Consider the following 12,657-nt stretch of genomic DNA (forward strand, 5'->3'; position numbering starts at 1 on the left):
CGGTTACCCCGGCCCCACCGTGCAGGAGGCCACAGGCCGTTCGCCGCCGCGCCGAGGGGCGGGGCCGTTCCGGTGGTCTCCGTCGCGACGGCGGGAGGGTCAGGGCCGTTCGGCGGCCTCGGTCGCGACGAACGGGGCGAGCCAGCCGGGTGTGACCTCGGCGGCGAAGGCCACGCCCGCGGCCTCGCCGACGTCGATCGCCTCGTAGCCTCCGGTGCCCGCGCCCACCCCGGCGACCACGGTCAGCAGACCGGCACGCCGCTGGAACCATGTCTGCCGCAGGGTCCAGCCGACCACGGCCCGCTCCTCCACCACGGCCTGGGAGCGGCGCAGCGACCCCGACCGGACCGACAGGCGCGCCCCGTCGTAGGTGTGGCCGAGGGACCGGTAGCGGTCCAGGCCGAGTGGGACGCCCAGCAGCGCGAGGACGAGAGCGGGCACCGCGAGCCCCCACCAGATCGGGGACCACGCCGCGGCGAGCACCACCGCGCAGGCGGCGACCACCAGCCACGGGAAGATCGCCCGGAACAGCCGGCGCCGGCGCGCCGCCACCGGATGGGCCCGCAGGCCGGTGGCGATCGGCCCGATCGCCTCACCCACCACGTCCAGCACGATGGAGCGCGGCGCCACGGGCATCAGCTGGCCCCTGGTCTCGGAGTCGCCCAGACCGGTCACGATCGCCCAGGCGCGCGCGAGCCCCGTCCAGCGTTCGGCCGGCCCCTCCACCAGTTCGAACCCGCGCACCCTGCGCCGCTCCAGCGACACGCTCCGGCGAGTGAGGAGGCCCCGCTCGGCGACGAGGTATCCCTCCCTGGCACGCAGGGTGAAGTCCCAGTTGAACACGGCGTACATGACCGTGCCGACGACCGGCATGGCGAGCACCAGCAGCACCAGCGCGCCGATCAGGAGAGCGGGGTGCCTCCAGAGCCACTCCCCCGCGCCCATCACGGTCCGCCCGTCGATCCTGAACTCCGAGCCCCACTGGAACGCCAGGCCCACGGCACCGGCCACCAGCGCGAACGGCGTCAGCAGGTAGGCCCCCGACAGGGGGCCGTAGGCGAGCCACTTGCGCGGCACCACGAAGAACACCCGCTCGGGGGTCGTCTCGCCGACCTCGTGACGGGTCTCGCGGGGAGCCGCGGTCCCCGGCGGTCCGGTGGACGGGCCGGCCGCCGGCGCCATGAGGTCCGACCCGGCGGCCGCCCGCGCCGTCTCCTGCGCCTGGGCACGCCGCGCCATCCGGGCGCGGGCGTGCCACAGGAGCACGGCCTTGAGCCGCTCGGCCTCCTCGACGGTCACCCCGTCGAGCTCGCCCTCCTGCTTCTCGTCGCCGCTCGCGCCGGTGTCGATCCTCAGCACGGCGATGCCGAGCAGCCGGTGCAGGGGCGGGTTGCTGACGTCGACACCCCTGATCCGCTCCAGCGGGATCGTCCGCACCGACCTGCTGATCAGGGCCCGGGTGAGCTCCAGCCTGTCGCCGGCGATCCGGTAGGTGAAGGTCGCCCAGCGGACGGCGGCGAAGACGACCGAGCCGACGACGCCGAAAGCCGCCCACCCGAACGAGCCCGGCGAGAACCCGCCGATGAACAGGACACCGGCCAGCGGCAGGAAGAGCGAGGGCAGCATCCGGATCGGATCCGTCAGCAGCACTTTGGGACTGAGCCGCAGCGCCGGTCCGGTCGGCGGCGGGCCGTATCCCTGACCGGCCACCGGCGGCCCGCCCTCCGGTGCGGCCTGCGGGCCTGGCGGGAAGCCACCGGGGACCGCCGCGAGGCGGGGGTCCCCCTCACCCGGCTGTCCGGGAAGGCCCTGGTGCTCGGGAGGCTCGGTCACGTGGCGTCGTCCCTCAGCTCTTCGGCCCGCCGGGCGAGCTCCTCGGCCAGGACGGCGGCGACCTCGTAGTCGAGACCCTTGATCGTCGACGATCCCGCATGGGAGGCGGTGCGGATCTCGACCGTGGCCAGCCCAAGCGTCCGTTCCAGCGTGCCCTGCGTCTTGTCCACCGTCTGGATCCGGCTGACCGGGACGAACGCCCATTCCCTGCTGATCCATCCGGAACGGGCGTAGACCACGTCCCCGCTGAACTCCCACCGGTGCACGGCGTAGCGCCAGAACGGCTCGACGATCGCGCCCGGCACGACGAGCACCGCCACCACGACCGGCAGCCACCAGATGCCGTCCACCAGCCAGAGCGGCAGCCAGGACCACCGGTCGGCGTCGATCCACCGGGCCAGGAAGAACGATCCGCCGACCAGGACGACGGACCAGAAGACCTGTTCCAGCAGCCACAGCGTGACGGCCTTGCGGGAGACCCGGTTGGCGGGGGCGCGCAACGGGACACGACCGCCGCCGGGGGGACGCCCGCCGCCCGCCCGGTCCGCCGCCGCGGCGCCGCTCGTGGCATCCCTGTACTCATCGGCTCGGTCGCTCACGCTGTCAGCCTAAAGGGTTGCGTCCGGGCGGGCGGACCGCCGTGTCAGCGATCTGTCAGCGGGCTCCGGGCCGAGGAGGCCGGGGGTCAGAGAAGTGTCAGTGGGACGGTGCACCCTGGGGACCGATCACTAGGGAGAGGTGCCGATCATGCGATACGCCATTCAGGCCGAGGGCCTGGTGAAGCGCTACGGGGAGACCCGTGCGCTGGACGGGGTCGACCTTCTCGTGCCCCAGGGACGTCTGCTCGGCGTCCTGGGGCCGAACGGGGCGGGCAAGACCACCGCCGTACGGGTCCTGGCGACGCTGCTCCGGCCCGACGGGGGCACGGCCTCCGTCGGCGGGTTCGACGTGACGAGGCAGGCCCACCAGGTGCGGTCGCTGATCGGCCTCACGGGCCAGTACGCCGGGGTCGACGAGACGCTCACCGGGGTGGAGAACCTGGTGATGCTCGGCCGCCTGCTCGAACTGTCGCGGGCCGACGCCAGGGCCAGGGCGGCCGAGCTGCTGGAGCGGTTCGAGCTGACCCATGCCGGGGGCCGGGCGGCGAAGACCTATTCGGGTGGCATGCGCCGCCGTCTCGACCTGGCCGCCAGCCTGGTCGGGCGGCCCCAGGTGCTGTTCCTCGACGAGCCGACCACCGGTCTCGACCCGCGCAGCCGTACCGAGCTGTGGAGCGTGGTGCGCGACCTCATGGCCGACGGGGTGACGGTGCTGCTCACCACCCAGTATCTGGAGGAGGCCGACCAGCTCGCCGACGACATCGTGGTGTTCGACCACGGCAGGGTGATCGCCTCGGGCACCTCCGACGAGCTGAAGGCGACCACCGGGGCCCAGGTCCTGGAGGTACGGCCGCTCCGGCCGGACCATCTCGACCTGGTCGTCCAGGTCGTCGCCGACGTCATCGCCGAGGTCCCCACCGTGACCGGCGGGAAGGCCGTGGCCTCGGTGCACGACCCCGCGGTGGTGCCGGCGATCGTGAGGCGGCTGGACGACCTCGGGGTCGTCGCCTCCGAGCTCTCGCTGCGCAAGTCCAGCCTCGACGAGGTTTTCCTGGCCCTGACCGGCCATCCCGCCGAGGACAAGGCCTCCGACGCCAAGGAAGAGGTGTTCGCGTGACCACGATGACCGTACCGGCCCCGGCTCCGGCCAAGCGGGTCGGCCTGTCGGCGGGGTTCCGCCAGACGATGACGCTCACCTGGCGCAGCCTGGTGCAGATCAAGCACAACCCCATGGAGCTGCTCGACCTGAGCGTGCAGCCGGTGATGTTCCTGCTGCTGTTCACCTACGTGTTCGGCGGCGCCATCGCCGGGAGCACCGGGGACTACCTGCAGTTCGCGCTGCCCGGCCTGGTCGTGCAGAACGCGCTGTTCGCCACGTTGACCACGGCGATCGGCCTCAACACCGACATCACCAAGGGCGTCTTCGACCGGCTGCGCAGCCTGCCGATCGCCCGCACCGCGCCGCTGGCGGGCCGGATCATCGCCGACACCGCCAAGCAGCTCTGGGCGCTGTTCCTGTTCCTCGGGATCGGCACGATCCTGGGCTTCCGGATCCAGACCGGCGTGGCCGGCGTGCTGGGCGCGGTGGCCCTGCTGCTGGCCTTCGCACTGGCGATGTCCTGGATGTCGGTGCTCATCGGCCTCAAGGCGAAGGACCCGGAGAAGGTGCAGATCTTCGCGTTCTCCCTGATGATGCCGCTGACGTTCACCAGCAACGCGTTCGTGCCGACTGACACGATGCCCGGCTGGCTGCAGGTCTGGGTGGACGTCAACCCGGTGACGCAGCTGGCCGACGCCGTCCGCGGGCTGCTGATCGGCGGCGAGGTGGCCGGGCCGGCGATCAGCTCGCTGCTCTGGGCCGCCGCGCTGGCGGTGGTCTTCGCCCCGCTGGCGATCCGCGCATTCCGCAGCCGGACCTAGTCTGTCGGGAGCGCGGAGACCGCGGACGGCGGCCGGGCCGTGGCGGGAACGCGCTGACGAGAACCGAGGTGGTCGCGTGCTGGTGGTCCATGGTGCCTGGGTGGACGGGCGGTTGGGGGTCTGGGCGGAGGACACCGCCCGGGCCCCCGCGCCCGCCTCCCGCGCCACGCTCCGTCCCCATCCTTTCGCCGCTCCCGCGGCCGTCCTGGCCGCGGCCCTCGGCGCGGCCGTCCCCGGCGGGGCCCCGGCGACGGCGGCTCCCGGGACGGCCGCCGGGGGATCGTCCGCGGGCACCGGGGAGTGCGAGCTGACCATCCTGCTCCCCGGCTCGGCCCGCGGCCCGCTGCCCTCGCCCGAGTCCGGGCTGGCGAGCACGGCGCGGAGCCCGAAGATCTCCGCCTGGCGCGTCCCCGCGCTGCTGCTCCGTCCGGTCGACGCCCTCTCCCTGCTCGACTCCCTGTCCGTTCCGGACGCGGGAGCGGGCCCGTCCGGGCTCGACCCCGATGACGTGCCCGGGAGCGCGGCGGAGCACGGGTGGGGCCCCGGCCTCTCCCTCCGCTACTTCGCCGTGGTCGCCGAGCACGCGCGCGGCCTGGTGCGGCGCGGCCGGATCCTGCCCCGGCTCGTGGTGGAGGGCGGCGGCCACGCGGCCCGCTGGCGGCCCGTGCTCACCGGCGCCGACGCGACGGTGCTGCGCGACCTCGCCGCCGCGATGCCGCCGGTCTGCAGGGCGGTGGCCGAGGAGCGCCCGTCGGCGGACGTGCTGCGCGCGGCGCTGAACGGCCTGGTGGACGGCGTGGCGCGCCTGTCGCTGCCCGACCGCCTCATCCTCGGCAACCGGCCGGGGACCAAGGCGCCCCTGCCCGACCGCTGGCTGTACGCGCTGACCGGCGAGGACGCCGCGCTTCCCGCCGCCAGGCCCGCCGAGGCGGCGGCGCTGTCCGGCGCGCTCGACGGGTGGTCCGCCTCGGCGCACGAGCTGGACGGGCCGGTCCGGGCCTGCTTCCGGCTCATCGAGCCCGCCGGGGAGGACGCCTCCTGGAAGGTGGAGTTCGGCCTCGTCCCCCGCGTGTCCCCGACCGGCGCCGGGGAGTCGGACGGGGAGGTCGCCTACCTGTCCGCCGACCGGATCAGAGCCGGTGAGAGGGCTCCCTGGCTGCCCGAGCGGCCCGAGGAGGTCCTCCGTGCCGACCTGAGCCGGGCCGTCCGCCTCCACCCCGACCTCTACAGCGCGCTGCGCGACCCCGAGCCGTCCGGCCTGACCGTCGAGACGGCCTGGGCCTTCTCCTTCCTCCGCAACGGCGCGCCCATGCTGAGAGCCGCCGGTTACGGCGTGCGCCTGCCGACCTGGGCGGGACGCCAGGGCCTGGGGCTGAAGCTGACCACGCGCGCGGTCACCGGCGAGGAGGGGTTCGGCCTGGACCGGCGGGTGAGCTTCCGGCTGGACGTGGCCATCGGCGACCACACGATCACCGGGGAGGAGCTGGCCCGACTGGCCGAGCTGAGGATCCCCCTGGTCCAGGTCGAGGGGCAGTGGATCGAGCTGGACGACCAGCAGCTCAAGGCGGCTCTGAAGGTCGTCGAGCAGCGGGGCGGCGGCGAGCGGACCGTGGGCGAGGTGATCCGCGAGGTCGTGGACGGCGGCGACGAGGAACTGCCGCTGGTCGCGGTGGACGCCGACGGCCTGCTCGGTGACCTCCTCTCCGGCGAGGCCGAGCGCCGGCTCACCCCGGTCGGCGTGCCACGGACCCTGGAGGGGACGCTCCGCCCCTACCAGGAGCGCGGCCTGTCGTGGCTGAGCTTCCTGTCCGACCTGGGGCTGGGCGGCATCCTCGCCGACGACATGGGGCTCGGGAAGACCGTGTCCACCCTTTCCCTGCTCCTGTCCGAGCGTGAGGGCGGCGCTCACCCGCCGACGCTGCTGGTCTGCCCGATGTCGCTGGTCGGCAACTGGCAGAAGGAGGCCGCCAGGTTCGCCCCCTCGCTGCGGGTCTACGTCCACCACGGCGGCACGCGCAAGCGGGACGACGAACTGGCGGAGGCCGTGCGGGAGGCCGACCTGGTCCTCACCACGTACGGCACGGCGCTGCGGGACCTGGGGGCGCTGGCGGCCCTGGAGTGGGGCAGGGTGGTCTGCGACGAGGCGCAGGCGATCAAGAACAGCGCGGCGCAGCAGTCCCGGGCGGTGCGGTCGATTCCCGCCCGCACCCGGCTGGCGCTGACCGGCACCCCGGTGGAGAACCACCTCTCCGAGCTCTGGTCGATCATGGAGTTCTGCAACCCCGGGCTGCTCGGCCCGGCCAAGCGTTTCCGCAGGCGCTACCAGGACCCGATCGAGACGCGGCGCGACGAGAACGCCACCAGGGCGCTGAAGCGGGCCACCGGGCCGTTCGTGCTGCGGCGGCTCAAGACCGACAAGACGATCATCTCCGACCTGCCGGAGAAGCTGGAGATGAAGGTGTGGTGCACGCTCACCCCGGAGCAGGCGGAGCTGTACAGAGCCGTGGTGAACGACATGATGGACAGGATCGACGGCTCCCAGGGCATCGAGCGGCGGGGCAACGTGCTGGCCACGATGACCCGGCTCAAACAGATCTGCAACCACCCCGCCCACCTGCTCAAGGACGGCTCGCGGCTGGCCGGCCGGTCGGGGAAGCTGGCCCGACTGGAGGAGCTGGCCGAGGAGATCGTCGAGGAGGGCGACAAGGCCCTGGTCTTCACCCAGTACACCGAGTTCGGCTCCCTCCTGCAGCCCTACCTGGCCGCCCATCTGGACCGGCCGGTGCTGTGGCTGCACGGCGGGCTGCCCAAGCACCGGCGCGAGGAGCTGGTGGAGCGCTTCCAGCGCGACGACGAGCCGATGCTGTTCCTGCTGTCGCTGAAGGCGGCCGGCACCGGCCTCAACCTGACCGCCGCCAACCACGTGATCCACGTGGACCGGTGGTGGAACCCGGCGGTGGAGAACCAGGCGACCGACCGGGCCTTCCGGATCGGCCAGAGCAGGAACGTCCAGGTCAGGAAGTTCATCTGCGTGGACACCCTGGAAGAACGGATCGACGAGATGATCGAACGCAAGAAGGCGCTCGCCGAGAGCGTGGTCGGCGCCGGCGAGGACTGGCTCACGAACCTGTCCACCGAGCAGCTGCGCGAGCTGTTCCGCCTCGGCCCCGGGGCGGTGAGCTGACATGCCCCACGAGAGCGACGCGACCTCGTCCGCCCCGCCGGTTCCGCCGGCCGAGCGGGATCCGGTGGGAGACGGTGCGGCGCCGGATGTGCCGTTCGACCGGCGGACGGCCGACTTCTACTCCCCCGGCGTCTCGCTGAGCCGGCTGCGGCCCCGGCCGGACGTCGCGGCGGCCCCCGCGGACCTTCTGCTGCGGGCGCTGGAGCCGCCGCCGGTCAAGGTGCGGCACATCCCGCTCGTCGACCTGCTGAGGAAGCCCTACCGGGAGCTGAACGGCGAGTAGGCGGCGTCCCGCCCCGCCCGCGAGGCTTCTAGCCCGCCAGCGCGATGATCTTCTCTCGGGGCAGCAGGCGGCCGCGCTCGTAGTGCCGGAAGTACTCCTGCCGGCCGAGCGCGGCCATCGTGCGCTCGGTGATCCGTACGTGGTCGAAGTCGACCACCGCGTCGATGCCGCGGACCGCGGCGGCGCCGCCGAGGAGCATGGCCGCCGTGGCGGGTGCGCCCTCCGAGAGCACCAGCCCGGCGCAGCCGATCAGCACCAGGCCCATCACGGCCACGTCCGCCGTCTCCGAGGCCTGCTCCAGCGCGGTGCTGAGCAGCCGCCTGCCGCGGGGCAGGTCGCCCTCCTGCTCGGCCAGCAGGCCCAGGGCCGCGTTGACCGAGGCCCGCATCTGCAGCGAGATACTGGGCGTCTCGTCGACCACCCGCATGGCCTCGGCGTAGTAGTGCCTGGCCTCGTCGAGTCTGCCGTCCTCGCGGGCGAAGTCCCCCCTGGCACTGAGCAGGGACAGGGCGGCGATCCGGTCCCCGCTCCTGACGGCGTCACGGAGGGTCTGCTCCAGGATCTCCTCGGCCGCCGCCCTGTCCCCCGTGAGGTTGAGCCCGACTGCCAGACGGCTCCGCATGTAGGCGACCTCGTCGACCGCGCCGATCTCCTCCATCAGGACGATCGCCCGGTGGACCTCCCCCAGCGCCCGTTCGGGCTCGCCGTGGAGGAAGTGCAGGTCCGACAGCGAGGCGAGCACGTTGGCGACGCCCCAGCGGTCCCCGACCTCCTGGAAGCCGCGCAGGGCGGCCGAAAGCTCGGCCCTGCCCTCGGGGATGCGGCCCGTGGACAGGTGGTCGAACCCCTGGAACAGCTGTGCCGAGGCGAGCACCCAGGGGTCGGGATGGGCGAGCATCTCGTCGAGGTAGTGGTCGTCGTCGGTGGGCAGACCCGTGACCAGCGCGATGATCGGGCCCGCCAGCACGATCAGGGGGTGCCACGGCCGGGCCAGCTCCTCATGCGCCAGCCGTACCACCTCGGCGAGTTCGGCGCGCGCTGTGTCGAGCTCGATGCCTGCGCCCACCGCGTTGGCCCCGTAGGAGGCGCGGGCCAGGGCGAGCCGGGCGGGGTCGGCGTCGTCGCCGGCCAGCCTGAGCACCTCGTACGCGCGGTGGGCGCCCTCGACCCGGTAGCCGCGCAGCCACCAGTACCACCCCAGGGCGCCGACCATCCGCAGCGCCAGGTCCGACCGGGCCGCCTCGACGGCCCAGCGCAGCGCGGCCGACAGGTTGTCGTGCTCGGCGACCATCTCGGCGACGACGGCGAGCTGCCCGTGACCGCGCAGGCCGGGATCGGACCTCTCGGCCAGCTCGGTGAAGAACACCGCGTGGGCCAGCCGTACGCGGCCCTGCTCGCCCGACTCGGCCAGCCGCTCGGCGGCGTAGGCGCGGATGGTCTCCAGCATCCGGTAGCGGACGGCTGCGCCGTGGCTCTGCGCCACCACCAGGGACTTGTCCACCAGCCGCGCCAGCACGTCGAGCACCTCGGTCCGGTCCAGGCCGTGCCCCGAGCAGATCTCCTCGGCGCAGTCGAGGGCGGCGCCCCCGGCGAAGACGGACAGGCGGCGGGCCAGCACCCGTTCCTGCTCGTCCAGCAGGTCCCAGCTCCACCCGACCACCGCCCGGAGCGTCTGGTGGCGGGGCAACGCCGTACGGCTGCCGCCGGTCAGCAGGCGGAAGCGGTCGTCGAGCCGGTGCGCGATCTGCTCGGCGGAGAGCGAGCGGAGGCGGGCGGCCGCCAGCTCGATCGCGAGCGGCATGCCGTCGAGCTCGCGGCAGATCCGCACCACCGCGGCGGCCTCGTCCTCGGCCCGGTAACCGGGACGGACGGACGCGGCACGCTCGGCGAACAGGCGGACGGCCGGGTAGCCGAGGGCGTCGCCCGGGTCGCCGTCGCCCGGCGGGAGGCCGAGCGGCGGCACCGGCAGGCTCATCTCTCCGGTGATGCCGAGCGGTTCACGGCTGGTGACCAGGACGCGCACCCCGGGACAGCTCGCCAGCACCCGGTCGGCGAGCGCCGCCGCCGCCTCGACCACGTGCTCGCAGTTGTCCAGGACGATCAGCAGCCGTTTCCCGGCGAGCCCGGCGATGAGGCGGGACAGCGGGTCACGGGCGGCGAGCAGGGGAATCGCCCCCGGGGCGGGGGACGCCGGCGGAGGGGGGTCACGCAGCTCCAGCGCCGAGAACACGGCCTGCGGCACCTCGGACGGCTCGGCCACCGGGGCGAGCTCGACCAGCCACACCCCGTCGGGCATCCGCCCGGCGACCGCCTCGGCCGACTCGATCGACAGCCTGGTCTTACCCGCGCCGCCGGGACCGAGCAGGGTGACCAGCCGGTGGCCGACGAGGAGCTCGGCGGTCCGCGCCACGTCGCTTTCCCGGCCGACGAAGCTGGTGAGCCTGGCCGGCAGGTTGCCCCGCCGCGGGGCCTCCGCGGACGATGGAAGCCCTCGGCCCTCCCGGCCGGGCGGCGGGGACTCCGGGCCGCTCCGGACCAGCGCCGGAGCCTCCGCGCCGGTCTCCCCCCGCGGCGGGAGCCCCGGACCGCCTTCGCCGGGCGGCGAGGGCCGCAGGCCGTTCCCGGCCCGCTCGCGGCGCGGCACGGAGTTCTCGGCCCACTCGCGGCGCGGCACGGAGTTCTCGGCCCACTCGCGGCGCAGCATGGAGAGGTGGAGGCCGGCCAGCTCGGGCGAGGGGTCCACGCCGAGCTCGCCGGCGAAGACCGCGCGGGCCTCCTCGTAGGAGGCCAGAGCCTCGACGTGGCGGCCCGAGCCGTACAGGGCGCGCATCAGCTGGCCGCGGAACCGCTCGCGCAGCGGGTGGGCGGCGATCAGGCCGGGAAGCTCCGCGGCCACCTCGCTCTGCCGCCCGAGGAGCAGGTCGGCCTCGACCCGGTCTTCAAGGGCGGCCAGGCGGAGCGTGTCCAGCCCGGTGATCGCGGCGGCGACGGCGTCATTGCCCGCCAGATCGGCCAGGACGGGCCCGCGCCACAGCGCGAGCGCGGCGTGCAGGGCGGTCGCGGCGTCGGCCGGAGCGCCCGTCGCGAGGGCCGCGCGGCCCTCGGCGGCCAGCCGGGTGAACCGGTGGGCGTCCACCCGGTCGGGGTCGACGGCCAGCCGGTAGCCGGCCGCGTCGGCCTCCACCAATCCACGCTGATCGGCCAGCGCGGCGCGTAATCGGGAGATCAGGGCCTGCAGCGCGTTTCCCACCGCGTTCGGCGGGCGGTCCTCCCAGACCCCCGCGATCAGCCGATCGACGGGCACGATCCGGCCGGCGTCGAGAAGCAGCAGGCCGAGGAGGGTGCGCAGGCGCTGCCCCGCGATCTCCGCGGTCTCACCGCACCGGCGGATCTCCAGGGGCCCGAGGATGGCGAAGGTCATTTCCGTGTCCAACCTCACCCCCTCCATCCTTCGATTCTGTCCGATTCCCGGGCATTTCCGCGCCGTGGAACCTCGCGATCCGGTCTGCGCATCTTCCAGACCCGCGTAGCATCATCGGGCATGGGGCAGCCGAACACGTCTACGCGCCGCCCGCGGCAGGCCGTCGGAACGGCCATCGCCGCGGCGTTCGTCGTCGTCTCCTCCGGCTGCGGGATGGTGGACGGCTCCGCCTCTGCCGATAGGCTGCAGCTGGAGCCGATCAGCGTCTCGAGTCCCCGCTTGAAGGACGGTGCTCCTCTGCCGTCCGACTACTCGTGCAACGGCTCGGCAGGCAACCCGCCGTTGCGCTGGTCACGTGTCCCGGACAGCACGAAGTCCGTCGCGATCGTGGCCGACAGCAACGCACGTACCGGTGGAGAGGTGAACTGGGTCGTGTTCGACATCGACCCGCGCACCAACGAGCTGGCCGACAACAGCGTCCCGGTGGGAGCCGTGGAGGGAAGCACGACAGGCGGCAAGGTGGGCTATACCCCTCCATGCCACGCCCAGGAGAACTATCGTTTCACCGTCTACGCGCTCAACGACAAGGTCGACCTCAAAAAGGGCGCCTCCCTCGACCAGACCTTGAAGAGCATCGCGGACAAGACGATCGCCTGGGGACGCCTCACCACAGCGCACATCGAGTGACAGGCCAAACACCGGAGGTAGTAATGGTTACCAATTCTTCACTTAGGGTGTGACAACGCTCATAGTGGTCCGACACAATCAGATCCAATGTCCGAGCGCAGGTGATGCAAGGGGGCAGGTCGCGTCGATGGCCGCGCGACCTCACCGGCGCCGCTGGAAGGCCATGGCCTTGAGGGTGGTGCAATGATCGCGGTCGTAGTAAGCCTGGTCGCCGTCGTGCTCCTCGTGCTCGTCGTCGTGGCACTGGGAATGCGGTCGATGAACCGCAGGGAGAGCGCGCTCCCGGCGGAGCGCCTGCGCGAGATGGCGGAGAAGGAGGCGCAGACGCCCACCACGTCCACGGACGACTTCGCCACGCGCGAACCGAAGATGAACCACTTCTCGCCCGACCTCACCCCGTTCGACGAGCCCAAGCCTCCGCGCCAGCCGCGCCCGGCGAGCTCGCGCGGCAAGCGAGGCGTGAACGAGTTCGGCCAGGCCGACGACTACGACGACGACTACTGGACGCGGCTCCAGGCTGACGAGGGCGGTTTCGGAGGGTCCTTGGCAGCTCGGATGGGCGCCAGCCGTCCCGTCGACGGCGATCCGCCCCAGGCGGACGCCGAGGCGACCATGCAGGTCCCGCTGCCGAACCGGGCGCCCCAGCCCCGGGTGGACGCCGACGCGGTGACCATGCAGGCACCGCTGCCGAACCGGGCGCCCCAGCCCCGGTCCGCGCCCAGCCCCGCAC

Annotated in this window: 8 protein-coding genes and 1 pseudogene; 6 read left to right on the plus strand and 3 right to left on the minus strand. The window is 73.3% G+C overall.

Going from position 1 to position 12,657, the window contains the following annotated elements; all coding sequences use genetic code 11:
* Nucleotides 1-99: 99 nt before the first annotated feature.
* Both CA984_RS36830 and CA984_RS36835 read right to left on the minus strand, forming a co-directional pair.
* Nucleotides 100-1,833 (minus strand): PH domain-containing protein, encoded by a 1,734-nt coding sequence (locus CA984_RS36830; protein ID WP_242676382.1) that lies wholly within the window; start codon nt 1,831-1,833, stop codon nt 100-102.
* Nucleotides 1,830-2,432 (minus strand): PH domain-containing protein, encoded by a 603-nt coding sequence (locus CA984_RS36835; RefSeq protein WP_341351751.1) that lies wholly within the window; start codon nt 2,430-2,432, stop codon nt 1,830-1,832. The genes CA984_RS36830 and CA984_RS36835 overlap by 4 nt, the downstream gene beginning before the upstream one ends.
* Before the next feature lie 241 nt (nt 2,433-2,673).
* Between CA984_RS36835 and CA984_RS36840 the strand changes: the two are divergent.
* The 4 genes and pseudogenes from CA984_RS36840 to CA984_RS36855 all read left to right on the plus strand — a co-directional run.
* Nucleotides 2,674-3,549, plus strand: a pseudogene (locus CA984_RS36840) (ATP-binding cassette domain-containing protein); the annotation flags it as partial.
* A gap of 5 nt (nt 3,550-3,554) precedes the next feature.
* On the plus strand, nt 3,555-4,352 hold the full coding sequence (locus CA984_RS36845) for an ABC transporter permease (RefSeq protein ID WP_242676383.1): 798 nt from the start codon (nt 3,555-3,557) through the stop codon (nt 4,350-4,352).
* A gap of 76 nt (nt 4,353-4,428) precedes the next feature.
* Nucleotides 4,429-7,536, plus strand: coding sequence for a DEAD/DEAH box helicase (locus CA984_RS36850; protein ID WP_086578023.1), 3,108 nt, complete (start codon nt 4,429-4,431; stop codon nt 7,534-7,536).
* A gap of 1 nt (nt 7,537) precedes the next feature.
* A complete protein-coding gene (locus CA984_RS36855) occupies nt 7,538-7,819 on the plus strand; it encodes a hypothetical protein (protein WP_086578024.1) in 282 nt (93 codons plus the stop codon).
* Nucleotides 7,820-7,847: 28 nt separating this feature from the next.
* Here CA984_RS36855 and CA984_RS36860 read toward each other — a convergent pair whose 3' ends face one another.
* Complete coding sequence (locus CA984_RS36860; RefSeq protein ID WP_165781546.1) at nt 7,848-11,258, minus strand: AfsR/SARP family transcriptional regulator; 3,411 nt, start codon at nt 11,256-11,258, stop codon at nt 7,848-7,850.
* A gap of 102 nt (nt 11,259-11,360) precedes the next feature.
* Here CA984_RS36860 and CA984_RS36865 point away from each other — a divergent pair, with 102 nt between their 5' ends.
* Entirely contained in the window at nt 11,361-11,927 is a 567-nt protein-coding gene (locus CA984_RS36865; RefSeq protein ID WP_086578026.1) for a YbhB/YbcL family Raf kinase inhibitor-like protein, read from the plus strand.
* 183 nt (nt 11,928-12,110) lie between these two features.
* The coding region (locus CA984_RS36870; RefSeq protein ID WP_207621176.1) for a hypothetical protein at nt 12,111-12,657 on the plus strand (547 nt) is incomplete at its 3' end.

The organism is Streptosporangium minutum (assembly GCF_002149035.1).
Classification (GTDB): Bacteria; Actinomycetota; Actinomycetes; order Streptosporangiales; family Streptosporangiaceae; genus Streptosporangium; species Streptosporangium minutum.